The sequence below is a fragment of the Listeria monocytogenes genome, from assembly GCF_041765605.1.
GTDB classification, from domain to species: domain Bacteria; phylum Bacillota; class Bacilli; order Lactobacillales; family Listeriaceae; genus Listeria; species Listeria monocytogenes_D.
The window spans coordinates 1730165-1754753 of sequence record NZ_CP168900.1 but is presented as its reverse complement, the minus strand read 5'-3'; the positions used below and the strand labels follow the sequence as shown (position 1 = coordinate 1754753).

19 protein-coding genes, 21 tRNA genes, 1 rRNA gene and 2 riboswitches are annotated in these 24589 nt (G+C 40.7%); of the genes, 37 read left to right on the top strand and 4 right to left on the bottom strand.

Going from position 1 to position 24589, the window contains the following annotated elements:
* Positions 1–31 precede the first annotated feature (31 nt).
* The 27 genes from rrf to AB2Q86_RS08870 all read left to right on the top strand — a co-directional run bounded on the left by rrf (position 32) and on the right by AB2Q86_RS08870 (position 10123).
* Positions 32–147, top strand: a 5S ribosomal RNA gene (gene rrf / locus AB2Q86_RS09000).
* 9 nt (positions 148–156) lie between these two features.
* Positions 157–229 (top strand) — tRNA-Val (locus tag AB2Q86_RS08995).
* A gap of 8 nt (positions 230–237) precedes the next feature.
* Positions 238–313 (top strand) — tRNA-Thr (locus AB2Q86_RS08990).
* A gap of 37 nt (positions 314–350) precedes the next feature.
* Positions 351–423, top strand: a tRNA-Lys gene (locus AB2Q86_RS08985).
* Positions 424–428: 5 nt separating this feature from the next.
* Positions 429–510 (top strand) — tRNA-Leu (locus AB2Q86_RS08980).
* 15 nt (positions 511–525) lie between these two features.
* Positions 526–600 (top strand) — tRNA-Gly (locus tag AB2Q86_RS08975).
* A 14-nt stretch (positions 601–614) separates the two neighbouring features.
* A tRNA-Leu gene (locus AB2Q86_RS08970) sits at positions 615–700 on the top strand.
* A 9-nt stretch (positions 701–709) separates the two neighbouring features.
* Positions 710–783: transfer RNA gene (locus AB2Q86_RS08965), tRNA-Arg, on the top strand.
* Between the two features lie 10 nt (positions 784–793).
* A tRNA-Pro gene (locus tag AB2Q86_RS08960) sits at positions 794–867 on the top strand.
* A 21-nt stretch (positions 868–888) separates the two neighbouring features.
* Positions 889–961 (top strand) — tRNA-Ala (locus tag AB2Q86_RS08955).
* A gap of 51 nt (positions 962–1012) precedes the next feature.
* A tRNA-Met gene (locus tag AB2Q86_RS08950) sits at positions 1013–1086 on the top strand.
* Positions 1087–1097: 11 nt separating this feature from the next.
* A tRNA-Ile gene (locus tag AB2Q86_RS08945) sits at positions 1098–1171 on the top strand.
* Positions 1172–1193: 22 nt separating this feature from the next.
* Positions 1194–1283: transfer RNA gene (locus AB2Q86_RS08940), tRNA-Ser, on the top strand.
* A gap of 44 nt (positions 1284–1327) precedes the next feature.
* A tRNA-Met gene (locus tag AB2Q86_RS08935) sits at positions 1328–1401 on the top strand.
* Positions 1402–1405: 4 nt separating this feature from the next.
* Positions 1406–1481 (top strand) — tRNA-Asp (locus tag AB2Q86_RS08930).
* Between the two features lie 4 nt (positions 1482–1485).
* Positions 1486–1558: transfer RNA gene (locus AB2Q86_RS08925), tRNA-Phe, on the top strand.
* Positions 1559–1586: 28 nt separating this feature from the next.
* Positions 1587–1659, top strand: a tRNA-His gene (locus AB2Q86_RS08920).
* 24 nt (positions 1660–1683) lie between these two features.
* Positions 1684–1754: transfer RNA gene (locus AB2Q86_RS08915), tRNA-Gly, on the top strand.
* 26 nt (positions 1755–1780) lie between these two features.
* Positions 1781–1854: transfer RNA gene (locus tag AB2Q86_RS08910), tRNA-Ile, on the top strand.
* 6 nt (positions 1855–1860) lie between these two features.
* Positions 1861–1933, top strand: a tRNA-Asn gene (locus AB2Q86_RS08905).
* 34 nt (positions 1934–1967) lie between these two features.
* Positions 1968–2058 (top strand) — tRNA-Ser (locus tag AB2Q86_RS08900).
* Positions 2059–2063: 5 nt separating this feature from the next.
* Positions 2064–2135: transfer RNA gene (locus AB2Q86_RS08895), tRNA-Glu, on the top strand.
* 64 nt (positions 2136–2199) lie between these two features.
* Complete coding sequence (locus tag AB2Q86_RS08890; protein WP_012581195.1) at positions 2200–3375, top strand: MFS transporter; 1176 nt, start codon at positions 2200–2202, stop codon at positions 3373–3375.
* Positions 3376–3451: 76 nt separating this feature from the next.
* Positions 3452–3558: riboswitch (SAM riboswitch) on the top strand.
* A gap of 106 nt (positions 3559–3664) precedes the next feature.
* Positions 3665–5962, top strand: a complete 2298-nt coding sequence (gene metE / locus AB2Q86_RS08885; RefSeq protein WP_014589083.1) for a 5-methyltetrahydropteroyltriglutamate--homocysteine S-methyltransferase — start codon at positions 3665–3667, stop codon at positions 5960–5962.
* A gap of 21 nt (positions 5963–5983) precedes the next feature.
* On the top strand, positions 5984–7108 hold the full coding sequence (locus AB2Q86_RS08880; protein ID WP_012581197.1) for an aminotransferase class I/II-fold pyridoxal phosphate-dependent enzyme: 1125 nt from the start codon (positions 5984–5986) through the stop codon (positions 7106–7108).
* On the top strand, positions 7101–8273 hold the full coding sequence (gene metC, locus AB2Q86_RS08875; RefSeq protein WP_012581198.1) for a cystathionine beta-lyase: 1173 nt from the start codon (positions 7101–7103) through the stop codon (positions 8271–8273). The genes AB2Q86_RS08880 and metC overlap by 8 nt, the downstream gene beginning before the upstream one ends.
* The gene (locus tag AB2Q86_RS08870; protein WP_012581199.1) at positions 8270–10123 is read left to right on the top strand and encodes a bifunctional homocysteine S-methyltransferase/methylenetetrahydrofolate reductase; all 1854 of its coding nucleotides are present in this window, start codon (positions 8270–8272) and stop codon (positions 10121–10123) included. Before metC ends, AB2Q86_RS08870 begins: the two co-directional genes overlap by 4 nt.
* 33 nt (positions 10124–10156) lie before the next feature.
* Here AB2Q86_RS08870 and AB2Q86_RS08865 read toward each other — a convergent pair whose 3' ends face one another.
* The gene (locus AB2Q86_RS08865) at positions 10157–11095 is read right to left on the bottom strand and encodes a 1,4-dihydroxy-2-naphthoate polyprenyltransferase (protein ID WP_012581200.1); all 939 of its coding nucleotides are present in this window, start codon (positions 11093–11095) and stop codon (positions 10157–10159) included.
* Between the two features lie 174 nt (positions 11096–11269).
* On the opposite strand from AB2Q86_RS08865, the gene AB2Q86_RS08860 reads away from it, so the two are divergent.
* Genes AB2Q86_RS08860 through AB2Q86_RS08840 form a run of 5 tightly spaced genes read left to right on the top strand, consistent with a single transcriptional unit; the run spans position 11270 to position 17466 of the window.
* On the top strand, positions 11270–12658 hold the full coding sequence (locus AB2Q86_RS08860) for an isochorismate synthase MenF (protein ID WP_012581201.1): 1389 nt from the start codon (positions 11270–11272) through the stop codon (positions 12656–12658).
* Positions 12655–14397: a 2-succinyl-5-enolpyruvyl-6-hydroxy-3-cyclohexene-1-carboxylic-acid synthase gene (menD, locus tag AB2Q86_RS08855; protein WP_012581202.1), complete on the top strand. Its 1743-nt coding sequence runs from the start codon at positions 12655–12657 to the stop codon at positions 14395–14397. Before AB2Q86_RS08860 ends, menD begins: the two co-directional genes overlap by 4 nt.
* Position 14398: 1 nt before the next feature.
* Positions 14399–15226 (top strand): 2-succinyl-6-hydroxy-2,4-cyclohexadiene-1-carboxylate synthase, encoded by an 828-nt coding sequence (menH, locus tag AB2Q86_RS08850; RefSeq protein WP_012581203.1) that lies wholly within the window; start codon positions 14399–14401, stop codon positions 15224–15226.
* Entirely contained in the window at positions 15223–16041 is an 819-nt protein-coding gene (gene menB, locus AB2Q86_RS08845; protein ID WP_003723264.1) for a 1,4-dihydroxy-2-naphthoyl-CoA synthase, read from the top strand. Before menH ends, menB begins: the two co-directional genes overlap by 4 nt.
* 15 nt (positions 16042–16056) lie before the next feature.
* Positions 16057–17466 carry an o-succinylbenzoate--CoA ligase gene (locus tag AB2Q86_RS08840; protein WP_012581204.1) on the top strand — a complete coding sequence of 470 codons (1410 nt, stop codon included), beginning with the start codon at positions 16057–16059 and terminating at the stop codon, positions 17464–17466.
* An 18-nt stretch (positions 17467–17484) separates the two neighbouring features.
* Here AB2Q86_RS08840 and AB2Q86_RS08835 read toward each other — a convergent pair whose 3' ends face one another.
* Positions 17485–18438 carry a metal ABC transporter substrate-binding protein gene (locus AB2Q86_RS08835; RefSeq protein WP_012581205.1) on the bottom strand — a complete coding sequence of 318 codons (954 nt, stop codon included), beginning with the start codon at positions 18436–18438 and terminating at the stop codon, positions 17485–17487.
* A gap of 149 nt (positions 18439–18587) precedes the next feature.
* Positions 18588–18854 (bottom strand): membrane protein insertion efficiency factor YidD, encoded by a 267-nt coding sequence (gene yidD / locus AB2Q86_RS08830; protein ID WP_012581206.1) that lies wholly within the window; start codon positions 18852–18854, stop codon positions 18588–18590.
* A gap of 73 nt (positions 18855–18927) precedes the next feature.
* Here yidD and ytkD point away from each other — a divergent pair, with 73 nt between their 5' ends.
* The 3 genes from ytkD to AB2Q86_RS08815 are packed head-to-tail and all read left to right on the top strand — an operon-like array spanning position 18928 to position 20622.
* Positions 18928–19401, top strand: coding sequence for an RNA deprotection pyrophosphohydrolase (ytkD, locus tag AB2Q86_RS08825; protein WP_012581207.1), 474 nt, complete (start codon positions 18928–18930; stop codon positions 19399–19401).
* A gap of 50 nt (positions 19402–19451) precedes the next feature.
* Entirely contained in the window at positions 19452–19694 is a 243-nt protein-coding gene (locus tag AB2Q86_RS08820; RefSeq protein ID WP_003727325.1) for a DUF2584 domain-containing protein, read from the top strand.
* Between the two features lie 16 nt (positions 19695–19710).
* Entirely contained in the window at positions 19711–20622 is a 912-nt protein-coding gene (locus tag AB2Q86_RS08815) for an L-lactate dehydrogenase (RefSeq protein WP_012581208.1), read from the top strand.
* A gap of 32 nt (positions 20623–20654) precedes the next feature.
* On the opposite strand, the gene AB2Q86_RS08810 is transcribed toward AB2Q86_RS08815, so the two are convergent.
* Positions 20655–20957, bottom strand: coding sequence for a hypothetical protein (locus tag AB2Q86_RS08810; RefSeq protein WP_003729692.1), 303 nt, complete (start codon positions 20955–20957; stop codon positions 20655–20657).
* Between the two features lie 206 nt (positions 20958–21163).
* Positions 21164–21272, top strand: a riboswitch (SAM riboswitch).
* Positions 21273–21379: 107 nt separating this feature from the next.
* On the opposite strand from AB2Q86_RS08810, the gene metK reads away from it, so the two are divergent.
* The gene (metK, locus tag AB2Q86_RS08805; RefSeq protein ID WP_003727328.1) at positions 21380–22579 is read left to right on the top strand and encodes a methionine adenosyltransferase; all 1200 of its coding nucleotides are present in this window, start codon (positions 21380–21382) and stop codon (positions 22577–22579) included.
* A gap of 136 nt (positions 22580–22715) precedes the next feature.
* Complete coding sequence (gene asnB / locus AB2Q86_RS08800) at positions 22716–24581, top strand: asparagine synthase (glutamine-hydrolyzing) (protein ID WP_003729690.1); 1866 nt, start codon at positions 22716–22718, stop codon at positions 24579–24581.
* Positions 24582–24589: the final 8 nt, after the last annotated feature.

Here is a 24589-nt window from a genome sequence, read left to right as displayed (position 1 = left end):
GAGAGAGCAATCTTTCAACAACTCAATATTGTCTGGTAGTTATGGCGAGAAGGTCACACCCGTTCCCATCCCGAACACGGTAGTTAAGCTTCTCTGCGCCAATGGTAGTTGGGGGCTTCCCCCTGCGAGAGTAGGTCGCTGCCGGGCAGTATTTCTGGAGGTTTAGCTCAGCTGGGAGAGCATCTGCCTTACAAGCAGAGGGTCAGCGGTTCGATCCCGTTAACCTCCATTTTTTATGCCGGCTTAGCTCAGTTGGTAGAGCAACTGATTTGTAATCAGTAGGTCGCGAGTTCGACTCTTGCAGCCGGCACCATTAATATTATCTTTATAATAATACATATTATTATAGGGAGCCGTTAGCTCAGTTGGTAGAGCATCTGACTTTTAATCAGAGGGTCGCTGGTTCGAACCCAGCACGGCTCACTTTTGCGGGTGTGGCGGAATTGGCAGACGCACCAGATTTAGGATCTGGCGCCGCGAGGCGTGGGGGTTCAAGTCCCTTCACCCGCACTTATTATAAAATATGCGGAAGTAGTTCAGTGGTAGAACATCACCTTGCCAAGGTGGGGGTCGCGGGTTCGAACCCCGTCTTCCGCTCCATATTTTATAGCAACGCCGGGGTGGCGGAACTGGCAGACGCACAGGACTTAAAATCCTGCGGATAGTGATATCCGTACCGGTTCGATTCCGGTCCTCGGCACTTATATTTGCGCCCATAGCTCAACTGGATAGAGTACTTGACTACGAATCAAGCGGTTAGAGGTTCGACTCCTCTTGGGCGCACTTTATTAAACGGGAAGTAGCTCAGCTTGGTAGAGCACTTGGTTTGGGACCAAGGGGTCGCAGGTTCGAATCCTGTCTTCCCGATTGTTTATCCCTTATAATTATGGGGCCTTAGCTCAGCTGGGAGAGCGCCTGCTTTGCACGCAGGAGGTCAGCGGTTCGATCCCGCTAGGCTCCACTTGCTTCACATTTTAATCGCATATTTTGAAAATGGTAGCCTTATTATTATGGCGGTGTAGCTCAGCTGGCTAGAGCATTCGGTTCATACCCGAAAGGTCGTGGGTTCGACTCCCTCCGCCGCTATTTTCAATCTTGGACCTTTAGCTCAGTTGGTTAGAGCAGACGGCTCATAACCGTCCGGTCGCAGGTTCGAGTCCTGCAAGGTCCACTTGTCACTTTATTATTATCATGGAGGAATACCCAAGTCTGGCTGAAGGGATCGGTCTTGAAAACCGACAGGCGGGTAATACCGCGCGGGGGTTCGAATCCCTCTTCCTCCGTTTTTTTCACTTGTGATATGTGGACTAAAATTTAATATTATTGTCGCGGGGTGGAGCAGTCTGGTAGCTCGTCGGGCTCATAACCCGAAGGTCGTAGGTTCAAATCCTGCCCCCGCAATAGTGGTTCCGTGGTGTAGGGGTTAACATGCCTGCCTGTCACGCAGGAGATCGCGGGTTCAAATCCCGTCGGGACCGCCATTATGGCTTGGTAGCTCAGTTGGTAGAGCACTTGATTGAAGCTCAAGGTGTCGGCAGTTCGATTCTGTCCCAAGCCATTCTTTTTTTAAACATTTTTGCCTTATGGCGGATATGGCGAAGTGGTTAACGCACCTGATTGTGGTTCAGGCATTCGTGGGTTCGATTCCCATTATCCGCCCTTTGTTTTTAAACTTATTATTATGCGGGTGTAGTTTAGTGGTAAAACTACAGCCTTCCAAGCTGTTGTCGTGGGTTCGATTCCCATCACCCGCTTTTTACCATGTATATATTTTTACTGAGGGCCTATAGCTCAGCTGGTTAGAGCGCACGCCTGATAAGCGTGAGGTCGATGGTTCGAGTCCATTTAGGCCCATTTTATTCCACAGTAGCTCAGTTGGTAGAGCAATCGGCTGTTAACCGATCGGTCGCAGGTTCGAGTCCTGCCTGTGGAGTTATTCTTTAAATGAGAATAGATTTTTCATATCTGGGGAAGTACTCAAGTGGCTGAAGAGGCGCCCCTGCTAAGGGTGTAGGTCGCTCGCGCGGCGCGAGGGTTCAAATCCCTCCTTCTCCGCCAGATATGGCCCGTTGGTCAAGCGGTTAAGACACCGCCCTTTCACGGCGGTAACACGGGTTCGAATCCCGTACGGGTCATCCTAAAGAACAATGTCAATTTGTGACATTGTTTTTTTATTTAGTAAAGTTTTGGAGGTATCTAATGGGGGCAAAAGGGAAGTTTTGGATTTTGACGATGGTTGTTGCCATTTCAGGATTGTCTCAAGGAGTTTTATTACCGCTTATTGCGATAATATTAGAAGAGAAAGGTATAAGTGCAGGAATTAATGGATTTCATGCTACTGGAATTTATTTAGGTGTGTTACTTATTTCTCCATTTATTGAAGCACCTCTTCATAAATATGGTTATAAGCCAATTATATTAGTAGGGGGCGGATTAGTTGCGGTTGCAATTTTGGCTTTTCCTATTTGGTTTAATTTATATTTTTGGTTTATATTAAGGTTGCTTATAGGTGTGGGGGATCATATGTTACATTTTTCTTCGCAGACTTGGATTGGGGCAATGAGTGATCCGAGTAAACGTGGTCGGAATATGGCTATTTATGGGTTGTTTTTCTCATTAGGATTTGCGATTGGGCCCCAATTGGTCAATTTAGCAGAAATCAATGCGAACTTGCCTTTCTTCTTATCTGGAATTTTAGTTTTGATAGCTTGGGGACTCGTTTGGTTTGTTCGTAATGAATTTGTTGGTGAAAAGGCTGTGATTCGGAAAATTTCTTTTTGGGGGAGTTTGAAACGTTTTTCGGATGTATTTAAATTGGCTTGGGTAGCGATGATTCCGCCGTTTTTATATGGAATTTTGGAGACTGGGCTTAATGCGACTTTTCCGGTTGTTGGGTTGCGTGATGGGCTCGATACGATGATGATAGCGATGGTTATTTCTTCTTTTTCGGTGGGGACGATTATTTTTCAAGTACCTATTGGGATTATTAGTGATAAGTTTGGACGAGGAAAAGTATTACCTCTTTTGACGGGAGCAGGAGCAGTTGTTTTTGTGTTGACCGCATTTGTTAAGATACCAGTTTTATATGTGGTTTTCTTCTTTGTTTTGGGGATTTTACTTGGGTCTTTATACTCGCTTGGATTATCTTATATGACGGATTTGACGCCACTTGAATTGCTTCCGGCAGGGAATATTTTGGTTGGTATGTGTTTTAGTTTGGGGAGCATTATTGGGCCGAGCGCGACTGGAATGATGATCGGGATTTTTGGAAATCAAATATTTTATTTTGTAGTAGCCGGAATCCTTGTGCTTGGCTGTTTGTTGCTAGTATTTGGAGCACGGAAAGATGCGCTTGAAAAGAAAATAGGAAATTAATGATTGACAGTTTTTAGGTGCAAGTGGTATGATGATTTCAATCCAATTTAAGTGATTAAAAAAACTAAATAAATTACTCTTATTATGAGTGGTAGAGGGACTGGCCCGTTGAAACCCAGCAACCTTTCAATTCGTTGAAAAGGTGCTAAATCCTGCGAAGTGTGATGCTTCGAGAGATAAGAGAGACTTAAAAAGTTTCACTGTATTTGTGTATCGAAACTTCCAAACCTCTCTAGTTCTCTAGGGAGGTTTTTTATTGGCAAAAAATGGAGAGGATAAGGTGATAAGTATGGTAAAGGCGATTAGTTCAAACTTGGGGTATCCGAGACTTGGGGAGAAACGTGAATGGAAACGTGCGTTAGAAAAATTCTGGAATGGTACGATTTCAGAAGAGGAGTTATTGGCAGAAACGAAGACTTTACGATTGCATGCGCTAAAAAAACAACAAGATAAAGGGATTGATTTGATTCCGGTTGGTGATTTTAGTTTTTATGATCAAGTACTTGATACGAGTGTGACATTTGGAATTATTCCAAAACGTTTTCAGCATGATGGTGGGAAAGTTTCGCTAAATACATATTTTGATATTGCACGTGGTAAAAATGACGCGGTGGCCTCTGAAATGACTAAATGGTTTAATACGAACTATCACTATATTGTTCCAGAACTCGCTGATGCGGAGCCGAAAGTGTTGGATAATCGAGCATTATACTATTACGAAGAAGCGAAGAAAGAGCTTGGTATTGAAGGAAAACCAGTGCTTGTTGGGCCAATTACTTATTTAAAACTTGGAAAAGGTAGCGATGCGGAAAGTTTTGAAGTATTGTTAGATAAATTCATTCCGGCGTATGTAGAGATTTTGAAAGAACTTGAGGCAGCTGGTGCTACGTGGGTGCAAATCGACGAGCCGTATCTTGCAACTAGTTTTGATAAAAAAGAAATCGCGTTATTTGAAAAAGTGTATCAAGCGTTTCAAACGGCAGTTCCGAATTTGAAAATCGAGTTACAAACATATTTTGAAAGTTTGGATTATTATGAAGAGGTTGTGAATTTGCCGGTAGCGGCGATTGGAATTGATTTTGTGCATGACCATGGAGATTCACTAAAAGCGTTGAAGGCTTATGGATTTCCGGAAGATAAGTATTTAGCGGCCGGTGTGGTTGATGGACGGAATGTTTGGCGTAGTGACTTGGATGCTAAACTGGAACTACTTACGGAGATTGCGAATTATGTGGCGGATGGAAAATTGATTGTTCAACCTTCTAATTCATTGCTCCATGTACCGGTGACGAAGTTAAGTGAGCCAGATTTGGATGAAGTGATTCTTGGTGGCTTATCATTTGCTGATCAAAAATTAGATGAGATTACTATTTTGACGAAGGCTTTGACGAATGGTGCAGAAAGTGTGGCAGCTGAACTAGCAGAATCTCGTGCAGCAGTGACGGCGCTCAATGAATCTAGTCATCGAAATAATTTAGAAGTTCAAGAAGCGATTGCTAATTTGAAAAATGTACGAGTGGACCGAGAGTTGCCATTTGCGGAACGGATTAAGTTGCAACATGCTTGGTTGAAATTACCGCTCTTCCCAACGACCACAATCGGAAGTTTTCCACAATCACCGGAAGTTCGGAAGACGCGCGCTGACTGGTTAAAAGGGAACATAACTGATGCGGAATATAATGCTTTTATTGAAAAAGAAACGGCTCGCTGGATTAAAATTCAAGAGGATTTGGATATTGATGTATTAGTTCACGGAGAATTCGAACGGACGGATATGGTGGAATATTTCGGGCAAAAATTAGCTGGTTTCCAAGCAACGAAATTTGGATGGGTACAATCTTATGGTTCGAGAGCGGTTCGTCCACCGCTTATCTACGGGGATGTTGCTTTTACAGAAGAAATCACCGTGAAAGAAAGTGTCTATGCCCAGTCGTTAACGAAGCGTCCAGTGAAGGGAATGCTAACGGCGCCGGTGACAATTATTAATTGGAGTTTTGTTCGTGATGATGTGCCGGAGAGTGTAGTTGCAAATCAGGTTGGACTCGCGCTTCGTAAAGAAGTAGAAGCACTAGAACGTAATGGCATTAAAGTTATCCAAGTGGATGAGCCAGCTTTACGTGAAGGTTTACCATTAAAACAAGCGAGATGGCAAAAATATTTAGATGATGCGGTTTATTCGTTTAAATTAACGACTGCTTCGGTCCAAAATGATACGCAAATTCATACGCATATGTGTTACTCGGACTTTGACGATATTATTGATACGATTAGTGCTCTAGATGCGGATGTTATTTCGATTGAAACGTCAAGAAGTCACGGGGAGATAATTTCGACATTTGAGGAAGTGACGTATGATAAGGAAATTGGCCTTGGGGTTTATGATATTCATAGTCCACGCGTTCCGACTGTGACTGAAATCCAAGACAATATTCGCCGAGCGTTACGTGCAATTGATGCAAAACAATTTTGGATTAACCCGGATTGTGGGTTGAAAACGCGTAAAGAGCCTGAAACGATTGCGGCACTTCAAGATATGATTAAAGCGACTAAAGAAGTTCGTGCGGAATATCAAGTATTAGAGAAATAAAGGAATGGAGGAGAGGTAATTATGGCAAAGCTGAAACAAGAGACGATAGCAGCGCAAATTGGAAATAGAAAATGTGAAAGAACGGGTGCTGTCAATATGCCAGTCTACTTCTCTACAGCTTACCAGCATGCCGATCTTGGAGTGTCAACGGGGTATGATTATACTAGAACTGGAAATCCGACGCGAGATGCTTTGCAAGAAGCGCTCGCGGAACTAGAAAATGGAACGCATGCTTTTGCAACGAGTTCAGGGATGAGTGCGATTCAACTTGTTTTCCAGCTTTTTAAAACCGGCGAACATATTATTAGTTCACAGGATTTGTACGGGGGGACTTTTAGATATTTTGAACAGTTTGGTGCGCAATATAATATTGGATTTTCTTATTGGGACGGGGCGGAGATTGCTGATTTGGAGAAATTAGTTCGTCCGGAAACAAAGGCGATTTTTATTGAGACACCAACAAATCCTTTAATGCAGGAAACAGATATTGCGGCTGTGTCTGAATGGGCAGGTGCGCATGATTTACTTGTGATTGTGGATAATACATTTTATACACCAATTTTACAACAGCCGTTAACTTTGGGCGCGGATATTGTGATTCATAGTGCGACGAAGTATCTTGGCGGGCATAATGATGTGCTTGCTGGGGCGGTTATTGTAAAAGAGGAGCGACTTGGGAATTTCTTTTTTAATCAGTTAAATGCGACGGGGGCAGTGCTATCGCCATTTGATAGTTGGTTATTGATTCGTGGCCTTAAGACGCTGGTTTTGCGGGTGAGACAACATCAAGCGAATGCGCAGAAAATCGCGGCGTTTTTGGAATCACATGAATTGGTGGAGGAAGTTCGTTATCCAGGGCGCGGTGGGATGATTAGTTTCTTTATTCAAGATGCGGCGCTCGTATCGCCACTTTTGAAAGAACTTGAGTTATTTACTTTTGCGGAAAGTTTAGGCGGGGTGGAGAGTTTGATTACTTATCCAACGACACAAACGCATGCAGATATTCCTGAAGAGTTGCGGAATTCTTATGGACTTACAGACAAATTATTGCGCATTTCGGTTGGAATTGAAGCTAGTGAAGATTTGATTGCTGATTTATCTAAGGCACTCGATGCGGTTTTGGAAGGGGTGAGCGCTCGTGGCTAATGAATATGCGCAAGATACGGCTGTGATTAAAGCGAGCCTCGGGATTGATAAAGAGACAGGTGCGCTTAATACGCCAATTCATTTATCGTCTACTTTCCATCAGCATGACTTTGATAATTATCACGCTTATGATTATGCGAGAAGTGGGAACCCAACGAGAGAAAAAGTGGAACAAGCGATTGCGGAACTGGAAGGTGGTACGAATGGTTTTGCCTTTGCTAGTGGGATGGCGGCTGTTTCTGCGGCGCTCTTTACTCTTTCTAAGGGAGATCATTTTATCATTGCGAAAGATGTGTACGGCGGGACATTTCGTTTGGTGGAGCAAGTGTTGCCGCGGTTTGGGATTACGCATACTTTTGTTGATACGACAAATATTGACGAAGTTGCGAAGGCATTTCAAGCGAATACGAAATTGGTTTACTTGGAAACACCTTCTAATCCGTTGTTGCATGTGACAGATATTCGGACGGTTGCCAAACTTGCGAAAGCGAATGGGTGTTATACGTTTGTGGATAATACATTTTTGACGCCACTAATTCAAAAACCGTTAGATTTGGGTGCGGACTTGGTTATCCACAGTGCGACGAAGTTTCTTGGCGGACATAGCGATATTTTGGCGGGGCTAATTGTCACAAATAATCCTAGTTTGGCCGAAGCCGTTTACTTTTTGCAAAATTCGACTGGTGGGGTTCTTGGTGTGCAGGATTCGTGGTTGTTGTTGCGAGGACTTAAAACACTTTCTGTCCGGATGAAAGCTGGGACGGAGACGGCGGAGAAAATTGCGCTATTTTTAAATGCCGAACCAGATGTGGTGGCAGTGCATTATCCGGGGCTACCTTCTCATGCGGGTTATGACATTCAAGTGGAACAGGCGACAAGTGGCGGGGCTGTCTTATCGTTTGATCTTGGTAGTGAAGAAGCGGCGCGAGAACTAGTTACACATTTGGAATTGCCAGTGTTCTCTGTGAGTCTAGGTGCGGTTGAAAGCATTCTTTCTTACCCAGCTAAAATGTCTCATGCGGCTGTTCCGGAAGAGGAGCGTTTGGCGCAAGGAATTACGCCAGGATTATTACGTTTTTCAGCTGGACTGGAAGATGCCGATGATTTGATTGCTGATTTAAAACAAGCACTTTCTTTCATTAAGAAGGGAAGTGTTGCGAAATGAATTTAAGAAAAGATTTAAGTGAAAAAGTATTAATTGCTGACGGCGCTATGGGCACTTTGCTTTATTCCTACGGGGTGGATCGTTCGTTTGAAGAGCTAAATTTGTCTCATCCGGAAGATATTGTTGCAATTCATAAAGCATACATTGGTGCTGGGGCGGATATTATCCAAACGAATACGTATGGAGCGAATTATATAAAATTAGCGCGATATGGTTTAGAGGATGAAGTGAAGCGCATTAACCAAGCCGCCATTCGATTAGCAAAAGAAGCGGCGAGAGGGACTGGAACATATATTTTTGGTACGATTGGTGGAATAAATGGGGCAGTGGATGCAAGACTTCCGGCGGCTCCACTTGAAGAAATTAAGCGAAGTTTTAGGGAGCAGCTATACTGTTTTTTGTTAGATGGTGTGGATGCAATTTTGCTGGAAACGTATTATGATTTAGATGAGCTTAAAACTGTGTTGAAAATTCTTCGTGAGACTACTGATTTACCGGTAGTTGCGAATGTCTCTATGCATGAGCCGGGTATTCTTCAAAATGGGAAAAAATTGCCGGATGCGCTGGAAGAACTTATTGCGCTTGGAGCGGATGTGGTTGGTATTAATTGCCGACTTGGTCCATATCACATGGCGCGTGCTCTTGAGACAGTACCGCTGTATGATAATGCTTATTTAGCGGTTTATCCTAATACTAGTTTGCCGGAGATGCAAGAAGGAAAAGTGATTTATCAATCGGATACGGATTATTTTGAACATTATGGGGAGATCTTTCGGCAAGAAGGTGCTCGGATTATTGGTGGTTGTTGTGGCACGACGCCAGATCATATTCGTGCTTTACGAAAAGGACTTGAAACGACAAAGCCGATTTTGGAAAAAGAAGTTCGGCCGATTTTGGAACTTGTGCCGGAAGAAGTGGAGGATGTGGATTCTGGTGAACGTTTGCTTGATAAAGTGAAGGAACGTTTAACGATTTTGGTTGAACTAGATCCGCCGCGGACTTTTGATACGACGAAATTTTTTGAAGGAGCCCAGGCTCTTGACGAGGCAGGCGTTGATGCGATTACGATTTCGGATAATTCGCTTGCCACGCCGCGGATTAGTAATATGGCGCTAGCTTCGATTTTGAAGCATGAATATGGTATTAAACCACTCATTCATTTGACGACGCGGGATCATAATTTGGTTGGGATGCATTCGCATGTGATGGGATTTCATAAATTGGGGCTGCATGATGTGCTTGCGATTACAGGTGATCCAACTAAAGTAGGTGATTTCCCTGGAGCGTCTTCGGTGTTTGATTTAAGGTCTGTGGAATTAGTTCAGCTAATTAAAAAGTTCAATGATGGGATTTCTTATACTGGGAAATCACTGAAAGAAAAGGCACGATTCCATGTTGGAGCGGCATTTAATCCGAACGTGCTGAACTTAGAGAAAGCGGTTAGGTTAATTGAGCGAAAAGTGGAATATGGTGCCGATTATATTATTACACAGCCCATTTATGATGTGAATAAAGCTATCTTATTAAAAGAAGCCTTGCAAAAAGCAAATATTGATGTGCCACTTTTTATTGGGGTTATGCCATTATTGTCTAGTCGGAATGCGGAATTTCTGCATAATGAGGTTCCCGGGATTCGTTTGACAGATGAAGTGCGGGAGCGAATGAGAGAAGCAGAAGAGCACGGTCACGCGAATGAAGAAGGGATGGCAATTGCTCGTGAATTAGTGGATGCGATTTGTGAGCATTTCCAAGGGATTTATATTATTACGCCATTTTTACGATATGATTTATCGATAGAATTAGCGAAATATGCCCAAAATAAACAGCAAGTCCAAATTGGATCTAAATAAAAAAACTGGTTGTCACGAGGACAACCAGTTTTTTTACATGAATAAATTTCTTGATAATAGACTTAAAAGGTAAGCAAGCGCTAGTGTGATTCCGAAGATTGTTAATGCTTTGGAGGTAGATTTCATTGCAGGAACCATTGTAATCGGCGAAGTTTTGCCGATGAAACGACGCACGGCGCGAATAGCTTCTGGCAAACTAAGTAAAATCAGAAGTGTCCACCACGGAGCATCTTGTGTGAAAATAAGGGCGATTTCAAATACATAACTGAACAGAAAAGCAACTGCGAAAAGAACAGTCGCCCATTTGCGACCTAGCAAGATAGCTAAGGTTAAACGGCCATTTTTCTTATCAGGTACTAAATCACGAATACTATTAGCAAGTAGCAAGTTACCAACGAGCACCATTACTGGAATCGATACGTATACGATAAACGAACTAATAAATTCTGCTTGAATGTAGAAGGAAATGAAAGTAATAATTCCTCCCATAAAGAATCCTGCCATAATTTCACCAAATGGCGTATAAGCAATTGGATAGGGACCACCTGTATAAAGAAAACCAACCAACATACAAATAGCACCAAGTAAGCCTACATACCAATTCAGTTCAATAGATAAATACACGCCACCAAGAATGGATAATATGTATAAAAAGATAGCTAGGAATAAAATAAATCCTGGGCGCATACCATTTCGGACGATAGCACCACCATTTCCAACCGAGTGCTCATCATCTTGTCCTTTTTTATAATCAAAATATTCATTGAATAAATTGGCGGATGTTTGTATAAAGAAACAAGCAATTAGCATAACGATAAAACGTGTAAAATGAAAACTGGTGTAGCTCATTGCGACCGATGTTCCAAGAAATACTGGAACGAAAGAGGCTACAAGTGTATGGGGACGAAGTAATGTCCACCATTTTTGAAATCCAGTTTGTTTCGTAAGTGCAGATTTTGAGGCATTAGCCATGTTTTTCTCTCCTTTTTCACTTCCATATGTTTCAGATGTCTACCCTTCATTTTAGGGAAATATTGCAAGAACGTCAATAATTAATGACGAAATGAAAGAAAAAACGCAAACCAAGCAGTTTAGCTCTATTTTTGGTATAATAGAAGATGTGAATGTAAAAGGAGAGATAAGCATATGAATACTAAATTGCCTCTTGATTTATTTAATCAAGCGAAACGTAGCGCAAGCCAAGATCAACCGGCTCTATTTAGCTGGGTAACTGAGTTAGATGAATTAGTGTCTCCAGTCAAATTGTTTAAAAAAGCTGGCACGGCTTTTAAAGGTGAGCGTTTTTTCTGGCAAAATCCAGAAATGACACTGACTATGACCGGTTTTGGTGTAACGAAACAATTTTTGGCGGAGAAGAAAAAAGATGCTTTTCTTGGACTGCAAGAGAAAATTGAGAAAAGACTGCGCACTAGTGTAACCAATGCAACCATAGATGCAACTGGACCAGTTTACTTTGGTGGTTTTGCCTTTGATCCTGAGCGTGATACAGAGAAAGAATGGCAAAGTTTTAAAGATGGCTTGTTTTATTTACCACTATTTATGTTAACGAATAAAGATGGTAAAAGTTATTTAACCGTTAATTTGTCTATCTACTCCGATGATACGGAAAGCAAATTAGAAGCTGTTTTTAATCAATGGCAAAAAATCATTCATCAAGAGGTTAATGAAGCTGAAATGGCATTACTTACAGATTTTAAGGAGATTGGCAAAGACCATTTCCTAGAAACTGCGAGTGAAATTATCGATATGATTAATCATTCAGAAGACGTAAAAAAAGTGGTTCTAGCTAGACGAATGGGCTTGCGTTTCCAGCGCCAAGTAGATAGTGCCATTATTTTGGAAAATATGCTAGCAACACAAGAAAATAGTTATTTCTTCCTTATTGAAAAGGGAACCGGGGTCTTTTTCGGGGCAACTCCTGAAAGATTACTTGCAGTCAATGGGGATGAAATTCATTCGTCATGTGTGGCTGGTTCTACGGAGCGCGGCACTACCGAAGAAGCGGACGAAGCACTTGGAAATGCGCTGTTAAAAGATGCGAAAAACTTGCGAGAACATTCTTATGTAGTGCAAATGATGGAAGAAACATTAAAACCATTTACAACAGGATTGTCGTTATCTAGCCAACCAGTACTTCTGAAAAATCGTGATATTCAACATCTATATATGAATATTACCGCGAAGAAAAAACCAGATGTTTCCATGCTTGAAATGGTGAAAGCTCTTCATCCGACGCCAGCTCTTGGCGGTTTACCTCAAAAAATGGGATTAGCCATTATTCGGATGAAAGAAGAAATGGATCGTGGTTTCTACGGAGCACCGATTGGTTGGGTTGATTTAAAAGGCTCTGGTGAGTTTGCTGTTGCCATTCGTTCCGGCTTAATTGTGGATTCGCAGGGGTTAATCTATGCGGGTTGCGGGATTGTTGGTGATTCTGTACCAAAAGAAGAATTACAAGAAACGGCGGTTAAATTCCAGCCGATGTTACGCGTATTAGGAGGCATAAAGAAATGACAAACCACGAACAAGTGCTGACAGATTATTTAGCTGCATTTATTGAGGAGCTTGTGCAAGCCGGTGTGAAAGAAGCAATTATTAGCCCGGGTTCGCGTTCCACTCCGCTTGCACTGATGATGGCAGAACATCCGATTTTGAAGATTTATGTGGATGTTGACGAACGCTCGGCTGGCTTTTTTGCTTTAGGTCTAGCGAAAGCATCGAAACGTCCAGTTGTTCTACTTTGTACTTCAGGAACTGCAGCGGCGAATTATTTCCCAGCAGTTGTCGAAGCAAATTTATCACAAATTCCATTGATTGTTTTAACTGCTGATCGTCCACATGAGCTTCGAAATGTTGGAGCACCACAAGCGATGGATCAGCTGCATTTATATGGTTCACATGTTAAAGATTTTACGGATATGGCACTTCCTGAAAACAGTGAAGAAATGCTCCGTTATGCGAAATGGCATGGAAGTCGCGCAGTGGATATTGCCATGAAAACTCCACGTGGCCCAGTGCATCTTAATTTCCCATTACGCGAACCGCTTGTACCGATTCTAGAACCTTCACCGTTCACAGCTACTGGAAGAAAACATCATCACGTACATATTTATTATACGCATGAAGTATTGGACGATAGCTCGATTCAAAAAATGGTGACAGAATGCACTGGCAAAAAAGGCGTATTTGTAGTTGGTCCAATAGATAAGAAAGAATTGGAACAGCCCATGGTTGACTTAGCGAAAAAACTAGGTTGGCCAATTTTAGCTGATCCACTTTCAGGACTCCGATCATACGGCGCACTAGATGAAGTGGTAATTGATCAATATGATGCTTTCTTAAAAGAAGCGGAGATTTTGGACAATTTAACGCCAGAAGTAGTGATTCGTTTCGGAAGTATGCCCGTTTCTAAACCACTGAAAAATTGGTTAGAAAGCCTTTCAGATATTCGATTTTATGTCGTGGATCCAGGTGCTGCTTGGAAAGATCCGATTAAAGCGGTAACGGACATGATTCACTGTGATGAACGATTTTTACTGGATATCATGCTGCAAAACATGCCAGATGATGCGAAAGATGTAGCGTGGTTAAGTAGATGGACATCGTATAATAAGGTAGCGCGCGAAATTGTTTTAGCTGAAATGGCGAATACTACCACTTTGGAAGAAGGTAAGATTGTTGCAGAATTGCGCCGTTTGTTACCGGACAAAGCGGGACTCTTTATTGGTAATAGTATGCCGATTCGCGATGTTGACACGTACTTTTCACAAATTGATAAGAAAATAAAAATGCTAGCAAATCGCGGGGCTAATGGTATTGACGGAGTTGTTTCTTCGGCGTTAGGTGCTAGTGTTGTTTTCCAACCAATGTTCTTACTAATTGGTGATTTATCCTTTTATCATGATATGAATGGGTTACTTATGGCGAAAAAATATAAGATGAACCTAACGATTGTGATTGTGAATAATGATGGTGGCGGAATATTCTCGTTCCTACCTCAAGCAAATGAACCGAAGTATTTTGAATCATTGTTTGGTACTTCCACCGAACTTGATTTCCGTTTCGCAGCTGCTTTTTATGATGCGGATTATCATGAGGCGAAATCGGTTGACGAGCTAGAAGAAGCTATTGATAAAGCTAGTTACCACAAAGGATTAGACATTATTGAAGTGAAAACAAATCGTCATGAAAATAAAGCTAACCACCAAGTTCTTTGGGCGAAAATTGCGGCTGCTTTAAAGGCGTTAGATTAATATGTTAGTTCGAGGTAAACAGTATCAATTTACAAACGTTATAAGTGGTGAAAAGCCATTTTTACTGATGTTACATGGGTTTACAGGAACAAGCAGAACATTTCAAGCTAGTATTTCACGTTTAAAAGAACGTTTTAATATTATTGCGCCAGATTTACTTGGGCACGGAAATACCGCAAGCCCAGAAGAAATAGCACCATATGCAATGGAAAGTATTTGTGAGGATTTAGCCGGAATTTTACAGCAATTAAATGTCACTAGATGTTTTGTGCTTGGCTATTCGATGGGCGGACGAGTGGCGACTGCCTTTGCAGCAACGTATCCAGAAATGGTACGCGGACTTATTTTAGTTAGCAGCTCGCCTGGACTTGTGGAAGTAGATCTTCGCGTAAATCGCGTTCAAGCAGATAACCGTTTGGCAGATAAGCTAGAAGCAGAAGGTATCGAATCCTTTGTAGACTACTGGGAAGACTTAGCTTTGTTTGCTTCACAAAAGGTCTTGCCTGATGAAGTGAACGAACGTATTAGAGCAGAACGGCTATCGCAAAACTCGCATGGCTTAGCAATGAGTTTACGCGGGATGGGAACTGGGAAACAACCATCTTACTGGGACCATTTAGTGAACTTTACTTTTCCAGTGCTACTTATTACCGGCGCTTTAGATGGGAAGTTTGAAAACATTGCACGGGAAATGCAACAACTTTTACCAAATAGCACGCATGTCATAGTGCCAGCAGCGGGGCATGCGGTTTATTTAGAACAACCAAACATCTTTTCGAGTCAGCTTATTAACTGGCTGGAAGTTATTTTGAAGGAGGAAGAAAAATGAGTTTTAATTGGCAAACAGAAAAAGTATACGAAGAAATCAAATATGAAAGTTACGAAGGAATCGCAAAAATTACGATTAACCGTCCAGAAGTACATAATGCATTTACACCAAAAACGGTAACGGAAATGATAGATGCATTTAACTTAGCACGTGATAATTCAGATCTTGGCGTGATTATTTTAACTGGAGAAGGCGAAAAAGCATTCTGTTCTGGCGGCGACCAAAAAGTTCGCGGTCACGGTGGTTACGTTGGCGATGACCAAATCCCACGCTTAAACGTGCTTGATTTACAACGCTTAATTCGTGTTATTCCAAAACCGGTTATCGCAATGGTTGCTGGCTGGTCTATTGGTGGAGGAAATGTTCTTCAATTAGTATGTGATTTAACAATTGCAGCAGATAATGCGAAATTCGGACAAACTGGGCCGAATGTTGGTAGTTTTGATGCTGGCTATGGTTCTGGCTATTTAGCACGTGTTATCGGACATAAGAAAGCGAAAGAAGTTTGGTTCATGTGCCGTCAATATACAGCGGACGAAGCACTTGAAATGGGCTGGATTAACACAGTTGTTCCTGTAGCAGATTTAGAAAAAGAAACAGTAGCTTGGGCAAAAGAAATGCTACAAAAAAGTCCAACTGCCTTGCGTTTCATCAAAGCAGCTTTCAATGCGGATACAGATGGTTTAGCAGGTATTCAGCAATTAGCTGGTGACGCAACACTTCTATACTACACAACCGACGAAGCAAAAGAAGGTCGCGATGCATTTAAAGAAAAACGCGATCCAGACTTTGACCAATTTCCAAAATTCCCTTGATTTGAAGGTGTAAAAATGGACATGACAAACTGGCTTCAAAAACGAGTGCGGCTTTCTCCTAAAGAGACCGCGCTCGTTTTTGAAGGAAAAGAAGAAACATTTGAAGAAATAAGTGAAGCAGTAGAGCAAATTGCAGGTAAATTATTCGCGTTAGGCATTAGAAAAGACGAGATGATTGCTTTGCTTGGAAAGAATGATCGAATGACGTTTTTGCTCATTCATGCGCTGCAACAACTTGGTGCGGTCACTTTATTTCTGAATAATCGTTTGACGAAAAAAGAGATAGCGTTTCAACTCGCAAACGCTGAGGTAAAACACGTGATTGTAGCGGATTCGTTAGTAGATAAGGTAGCCACTGGAATTAGTTATGCTACTTTGGCAGAAACGGATTATGAAGCGCCAGCGTTGTTAGAAACATGGGACTTATCTCGCGCGGCTTCCGTTATGTATACATCAGGGACAACAGGGAAACCAAAAGGTGTTGTGCAAACTTACGAAAATCACTGGTGGAGTGCTGTTGCTTCGGTGCTGAATTTAGGTTTAACCGAGAAAGATAGCTGGCTCTGTGCTGTGCCGATTTTTCATATTAGTGGTTTATCCATTATGATGCGTTCGGTGATTTACGGAATTCCCGTATATTTGGAAGAGCATTTCGATGAAGAAAAAATTACGCAATTGCTTGAAAGTGGTAAAATTTCTACGATTTCGGTCGTGACTTCTATGCTGGAACGCTTGTTGAAAATACACGGCGGCAGTTATCATCCCAACGTTCGAACCGTTTTACTGGGCGGCGGACCCGCTAGTAAAGCTGTTTTGGAAATTTGCAAACAGCGTGATATTCCCTTAGTGCAGTCATTCGGGATGACAGAAACAGCTTCACAAATCGTTACTTTACCACCAAAAGATGCCTTAAATAAAATTGGTTCTTCAGGTAAAGCGTTATTTCCAGCAGAAGTGAAAATTGCGGATGACGGAGAAATTTTACTAAAAGGACCATCGATTACACCTGGATATTTACATAATAAAAAAGCGACAGAAGCTTCGTTTGTGGATGGTTGGTTCAAAACTGGTGATATTGGCTATTTGGATGAAGAAGGCTTTTTATTTGTGTTAGAGCGTCGTTCTGATTTGATTATTTCGGGAGGAGAGAACATTTATCCTACTGAAATAGAACATGTCATTTCCGAGTATGAGGGCGTGAAAGAAGTGGCTGTTGTCGGTAAAACTGACGATAAATGGGGGAGTGTTCCTGTCGCTTTTATCGTTGTCGCAGAAACATTTGATGAGGATGAATTACGCCGCATCTGCCAAACAAACTTAGCTAGTTATAAAATTCCTAAACAAATTACGATTGTCGAAAATCTACCTAAAACAGCATCTGGTAAAATTCAACGCAATAAATTAAAAGAAAGGCACTCTAAGTAAATAGAGCGCCTTTCTTTTTTAATAATTAAGACTTTCTTTTAATGCTTTTAAATTATCGTTCATTATGGAAAGATAATCACGCTTTTGGTCTATGTCTTTTTGCGTAAGTGTTTCTAAATTGTGGAGTGTCAGTGTTTTTGTATTTGTTTCTTGTTGAATAACATCTGCTATTTTTGAGTTAGTGTTTTGTTCTAACATAATATATGGGATTTTCTCTGCTTCGATTTTTTCAACGATAGATTTTAATTTCTTTTGAGAAGGTTCATCACTTGTTGATACACCAGCAATAGGAATTTGGTGCAGACCATATTCTGTTTCCCAGTAGCTATAGGCTGCATGTGCTGTCACGAAGTCTTTTTGTTTTGCTTCCTTTGTAACTGTGCGGAAATCTTGATCTAGCTTTTTCAATTTTTCTTCGACAGCCTGGTAATTTTTTTCGAAAGTTTCTTTTTGATCGGGCATTTCTTTGATTAATTTATCTTTTACAACTGTTGCCATTTGTTCCATGTATACAGGATTTAACCATACGTGCGGGTTAATATCGCCATGTTCGTGTTCTTCTTCGCTTTCGTGGTCATGTTCTTCTGCGGCATCTGGATCTTTTGGCAAGTCTAATTTTTCAGCGGTAGGGACGAAAGAGACATGTTCATTCGCGAGTGTTTTTTCCGCTTTATCTACAAATCCCTCCATACCAAGTCCGATATAGAAGAATAAATCACTATCGGCAATTTTCATCATATCTTTTTGAGTTGGTTCGAAGCTATGGGCATCAGAACCTGGTGGATAAATGCTATGAACATCTACATACTCACCGCCGATTTGTTCTGTTAAATACTGCAAAGGGTAAACAGTTATATAAACAGTTAATTGATCACTCTTTGTCGCTTTTGTATCGCTCTCATCTGAACAGCCAGTAAGTATGAGTAATGCCGAAAATAGCACAGTTAAAGCAATAAGATACTTTTTTCTCAATCTTTTCACTCCTCTAAATCGAAATAATTCTTGTTTAAATAATATACGAATCGTAGCAATTACGATTTATAGTCCGAATTTGATAATACCTTATTCTGTCTTAAAAAGCAAGAAAAAAATGAACCGGCAAAAACCGATTCATGATATGATTAATGGTGATGGTGAGCTTTACAGGAATGCTCGGAATCAGCATTCTTATCTTTTTTGGGTGGCACAAAATCTAGTCCGCCTTTATGAAAAGGGTGGCATTTAGAAATACGTCTAATCGCAAGGTAACTACCTTTTAAGGCGCCATGTGTCTGTATCGCTTCGATTCCATAGGCAGAACAAGTTGGATAAAAACGACAAGTAGCCGGAGTGAAACGCGAAATATATTTTTGATAAAGTCGGATTCCTCCGATAAGAATTTTTTTCATTGATATTCATCCTCTAAATTTCAGCTTACATACAGCTTACCACATTTTTGAAAAAAGAAAAGGAAGTGAGTTTTTGTTTATTTATAAAGATACACTTGGAAACAAAGTAACCGTCTATTTTGAAGCACAGGAAAATAATCCGGATGATGTGCTCGTTATACCTAAAACAGAGGAAGGTTGGCTTTTTACCGAACACAAAATTCGTGGGCTTGAATTTCCTGGTGGAAAAGGTGAACCAGGAGAAACAAATTTAGACGCAGCGAAACGCGAGCTCATGGAAGAGACGGGCGGAATTAGTGATGAACTCCATTTTGTAGCTGATTATTTGGTCGAATCAGAGGAACGAACGTTTACTAAACGGGTTTATGCGGCGCGTGTTATTTCAATTGAATCACTAGCTGATTACCTTGAAACGAAAGGCCCTGTCATTATTCAAGGTGAGTTAAGCCAATTCATTTTACAACCGGCTTTTAGCTTTTTTATGCGAGATGCTGGAATGGTCCAAATTGTGCAACAAGCCGAGCGAATCTTAAATGATAAAAACTAGTCAAATAGGGGCAATCTCTGCTATGATTAAAGAAACTGGAGGTGGGAAAATTGGGTATGCCACTAGAGGTAAACACAATGATTGTAACAAAAGGAAAAGAAAAGCGAATCTCTGATAATTTCTTTGAACTGGAAAAATTAGGTTATCGTATTTATCCGATTGATGTGCCAATCGCAGTACGTAAAACAAAAGAGGGCGAAACGCTTGGAGAAGCAATCCCTCGTAAACTTGTGTGGGAAAATAATAAAACCATCATTAAATATGAACTAATCGCATTAAATTCAAGTAATTAATTGTGGAGGGGATTTTTTGAAACGGAAGGTTGGAATAATTGGCACTGGTCATGTTGGGAGCGACGCGGCTTTTTCCCTTGTAACTCAAGGGATTTGTGATGAAATTGTGTTAATAGATAAAATCGAAACTAAAGCAGAAAGTGAAGCGTTAGAACTGCGCGATATGGCTTCGATGACGAATTCGTATACTACAATAACTTCGAATGACTGGAGCGCACTAGGTGATGCCGATATCATTGTTATGGCTGTTGGCCCAGAAACGTTACTGCGCGAGGATCGTATGGAAGAACTCGTTGAAACAAGTCGGTCGGTGGCTGAGATTGTACCGAAAATTATCGCATCGGGATTTAAAGGGATTTTTGTGAATATTACGAATCCGTGTGATGTGATTACGATGCTTATTCAGAAATTATCTGGGTTTGATCATTCACGAGTATTTGGGACGGGAACATCACTTGATACAGCAAGAATGAGACGAGTAGTAGGAGAAGCATTACATATTAATCCAAAGAGTGTGGAAGGATACGTTCTTGGCGAGCATGGTGAATCACAATTCGTTGCTTGGTCTACGGTGAAAATTGGCGGGGTAAGCATCAAGGATTATAAAACAACCATACCACTTGATTTACCAGCATTAAAAGATGCAGTTCGTGGTGGTGGTTGGAATATTTTAACGGGCAAAGGCTGGACGAGTTTTGGAATAGCTACAGCCACAGCGGGAATTGTCGATGCGATTTTAACAGATGCTAAACAAGTTTTTCCATTAGCTGTATTTTCCGAAAAAACAAATACGTACATCGGACAACCAACGCTAATAGGCGCATCAGGGGTTATCAATGTTTTAGAACCAAAGTTAAGTAAAGAAGAACAAACAAACTTTACGAATTCGGCTGAAATTATTAAACAAGCATTTCACTTAATCAAATAAAAAAAGCTAGCGACATGATTGTCGCTAGCTTTTTAGGCTGTTTTAGCTTTTTTCTTTTGTTTAGGCTTCTTTGATTTTCTGGAAATAAATCGAACTAAGCTAATGATAAGGGATACAACATATTCACCAAATGCACCGATAAAAATAGCAATTGCTATTTCTGTTTGGGACATTCCACCACCGTAAAAGCTGATGAAAAATACCACACCACTTGCAATCAATCCCATTGTTGCTAAGAAATATTTAAACCAATATAAACGAAAAACAAAATCAAATAAACAGACAACTGCTAAAAAACCAAGAAAAATAATCAAGGATAGCGGAATTAAACTCATAAATACAATCTCCTTTAGTTAAGTAAAACATCTTTTTTATCCATCTATCATACCACAGGTTACAAATAATGATAAGTGAAAAAATAATGAACGCTAATTTTCAGCTGATTTTAGCCGATAGATGACTATTTTATCATAACACAAAACCGAATTATTATTGCATCTGGCACCAGTTTATGTTATTCTATCTTAGAATTAAAATTTATCTCTTATCCAGAGCGGTAGAGGGACTGACCCTTTGAAGCCCAGCAACCTACACATATAAGTGAAAGGTGCTAATCTGTTGCAGGAGTATTATCTTCTGAACGATGAGAGCAAAGGTATAATTATAGCCTTTCTCTATTCGTGCGCGTTTTGTGCAAAATAGAGAGAGGCTTTTTATATGAGACGTATTTGGAGAGAATTGAAGGAGGAAAATAAAATTGGCTAAAAACCGTCATCTATTTACATCAGAATCGGTTTCTGATGGACATCCAGATAAAATTGCAGATCAAATATCTGATGCAATTTTAGATGCAATTATTTCAAAGGATCCGGATGCTCGTGTAGCTTGTGAAACTACCGTGACAACTGGTTTAGTATTAGTAGCAGGTGAGATTACGACATCTGTTTATGTAGATATTCCTAAAATCGTTCGCGATACAATTAAAGAAATCGGTTATACGCGGGCAAAATATGGTTTTGATGCAGAAACATGTGCCGTTTTAACAGCGATTGATGAACAATCCCCAGATATTGCGCAAGGAGTCGACGAAGCACTAGAATCAAGAAGTGGTAAGGAAATCGATGCGGCTATTGAAGCAATCGGAGCGGGAGACCAAGGATTAATGTTCGGTTTTGCAACAGATGAAACAGAAGAATTAATGCCACTGCCAATCTTTTTAGCACATGGCTTAGCACGTAAGTTAACAGAATTACGTAAAACAAATAAATTAGACTACTTGCGTCCCGATGCGAAAACACAAGTAACGGTAGAATACGATGAATTTAATCAACCAGTTCGGATTGATACAATTGTTGTTTCGACGCAACATCATCCGGATATTACGCAAGAGCAAATCGCGAAAGACTTGCACACGTACCTTTTCCCAGAAGTAATTGATGCTTCTTTCTTAGATGAGGATACTAAATACTTCATTAATCCGACTGGCCGTTTTGTTATTGGTGGGCCACTTGGTGATGCGGGCTTAACGGGTCGTAAAATTATCGTGGATACGTACGGCGGTTATGCACGTCATGGTGGGGGAGCTTTCTCTGGAAAAGATCCGACCAAAGTAGACCGTTCTGGCGCTTATGCTGCAAGATATGTTGCCAAAAATATCGTTGCTGCAGGACTTGCTAAAAAAGTAGAAGTACAAGTTGCTTATGCGATTGGCGTTGCTCGTCCAGTTTCTATCTCTATCGACACGTACGGGACAAGTGATTATTCCGAACAAGAATTAATCGACGGTGTAAATGAATTATTTGATTTACGTCCTGCTGGCATCATTCATATGCTAGACCTGCGTCGCCCAATTTATCGTCAAACAGCTGCCTTTGGTCATTTTGGCCGTAGCGATCTTGATTTACCTTGGGAAAGAACGGATAAAGCAGAAGCGTTAAAAAAATTAATCGTAAAATAAGTCTAACCGAGCATTTCATCTCAGAAATGTTCGGTTTTTTTCTTTCCTAAACAGTGCAAAGAAAGTCTAGTTATGATATGATAGACGTTGTGAAAAAAAGATAAAATGATTATCTATATAGAGGAGAAATGTTACCATGTGTGGATTTGTAGGATGCGTACATGACCGCATTACAGAAATTACTGGCGCTGATAAAGAAACCTTTAGACAAATGAATAGTATGATTACGCACCGTGGGCCAGATGATGAAGGATACTTCACAGATGATCACGTGCAGTTTGGTTTCCGCCGTTTAAGTATTATTGATGTAGAAAACGGTCATCAACCGTTAACGTATGAAAATGAACGTTACTGGATTATTTTTAATGGAGAAGTTTATAACTATGTGGAACTCCGCGAGCAATTAGTTGCTGAAGGAATGACATTTGAAACCGAAAGTGATACCGAAGTAATTATCGCTACATATGCGAAATACAAAGAAAAAACAGCAGAACGTCTTCGTGGGATGTTTGGTTTCGTTATTTGGGATAAACAAGAAGAACTTGTTTACGGCGCACGCGACCCATTTGGCATTAAACCATTTTTCTATGCAGAAGAAGACGGCAAATTGTTCATGGGTTCTGAAAAGAAATCCATTTTACATGCTTTAAAAGAAAAAGAATTAGATGAAGTTTCATTACAAAACTATATGACTTATCAATTCGTTCCAGAACCAGATTCCTTAACTAAAAATGTAAAACGTTTAGAACCAGGACATCAGTTCACGAAGAAAATTGGTCAACCAATGGAAATTACTACTTATTGGAAAGCATCTTTTGCACCAGTAACTAAATCAGAAGACGCATGGATTAAAGAAGTGCGTGACGTAATGTACGATTCTGTAAAAATGCATATGCGCTCTGATGTACCAGTTGGTTCATTCCTATCCGGTGGTATTGATTCATCGATTATTGCTGCGATTGCTAAAGAATATCATCCAGCAATTAAAACATTCTCTGTTGGTTTTGAACGCGATGGTTTCAGTGAAATCGATGTCGCAAAAGAAACAGCAGACAAACTTGGCGTAGAAAACATTAGTTATGTTATTTCACCGGAAGAATATATGAAAGAATTACCAAAAATTGTTTGGCATATGGATGATCCACTTGCTGATCCGGCTGCTATTCCGCTTTACTTCTTATCAAGAGAAGCGCGCAAACAAGTAACGGTTGCATTGTCCGGTGAGGGGGCAGATGAACTTTTCGGTGGTTATAACATTTATAACGAACCAAATTCCCTTGCGATGTTTAACAAAATGCCAGGCGTATTTAAATCAATGTTAAATAGCGTGGCGCGTATTATGCCAGAAGGTATGCGTGGTAAAAGTTTCTTAGAACGTGGAACTACTCCGATGGAAGAACGCTATATCGGAAACGCGAAAATGTTCACGGAAAAAGAAAAACAAATTTTACTTCCCAAATACCAAGCTGGACATGATTATACGAACATTACAGATCCATTTTATGCGGAAACAACGAATTATCATCCTGTAGAAAGAATGCAGTATATTGATATTCATACGTGGCTTCGTGGCGATATTCTCTTAAAAGCTGACCGCATGACAATGGCTAATTCACTGGAAGTCCGTGTACCTTTCCTTGATAAAGAAGTGTACAATGTGGCAAGAAATATTCCAGATACAATGAAAACAACCAACGGAACTACTAAATATATCTTACGTAAAGCGGCAGCAACATTTGTACCAGAACATGTACTTAATCGTCGTAAACTAGGATTCCCAGTACCAATTCGTCACTGGTTAAAAGACGAAATGAACGCTTGGGTTAAAAATATCATTAAAGAATCACCAACCGATCATTTAATTAACAAACAATACGTGCTAGACTTACTAGACGATCACTGTGCCGGTAAATTCGACTACAGTCGTAAAATCTGGACAGTTGTTATTTTCATGATTTGGTACGATGTATACGTAGCAGACAAATACGACTTTGGAAAATAAAAAGAAAA

Bases quoted from the DNA above. Each gene is read 5' to 3' on its own strand.
- AB2Q86_RS08890 (WP_012581195.1), top strand. From the start codon at position 2,200: ATGGGGGCAAAAGGGAAGTTTTGGATTTTGACGATGGTTGTTGCCATT.
- metE (WP_014589083.1), top strand. From the start codon at position 3,665: ATGGTAAAGGCGATTAGTTCAAACTTGGGGTATCCGAGACTTGGGGAG.
- AB2Q86_RS08880 (WP_012581197.1), top strand. From the start codon at position 5,984: ATGGCAAAGCTGAAACAAGAGACGATAGCAGCGCAAATTGGAAATAGA.
- AB2Q86_RS08870 (WP_012581199.1), top strand. From the start codon at position 8,270: ATGAATTTAAGAAAAGATTTAAGTGAAAAAGTATTAATTGCTGACGGC.
- AB2Q86_RS08865 (WP_012581200.1), bottom strand. From the start codon at position 11,095: ATGGCTAATGCCTCAAAATCTGCACTTACGAAACAAACTGGATTTCAA.
- AB2Q86_RS08860 (WP_012581201.1), top strand. From the start codon at position 11,270: ATGAATACTAAATTGCCTCTTGATTTATTTAATCAAGCGAAACGTAGC.
- menD (WP_012581202.1), top strand. From the start codon at position 12,655: ATGACAAACCACGAACAAGTGCTGACAGATTATTTAGCTGCATTTATT.
- menH (WP_012581203.1), top strand. From the start codon at position 14,399: ATGTTAGTTCGAGGTAAACAGTATCAATTTACAAACGTTATAAGTGGT.
- menB (WP_003723264.1), top strand. From the start codon at position 15,223: ATGAGTTTTAATTGGCAAACAGAAAAAGTATACGAAGAAATCAAATAT.
- AB2Q86_RS08840 (WP_012581204.1), top strand. From the start codon at position 16,057: ATGGACATGACAAACTGGCTTCAAAAACGAGTGCGGCTTTCTCCTAAA.
- yidD (WP_012581206.1), bottom strand. From the start codon at position 18,854: ATGAAAAAAATTCTTATCGGAGGAATCCGACTTTATCAAAAATATATT.
- AB2Q86_RS08810 (WP_003729692.1), bottom strand. From the start codon at position 20,957: ATGAGTTTAATTCCGCTATCCTTGATTATTTTTCTTGGTTTTTTAGCA.
- asnB (WP_003729690.1), top strand. From the start codon at position 22,716: ATGTGTGGATTTGTAGGATGCGTACATGACCGCATTACAGAAATTACT.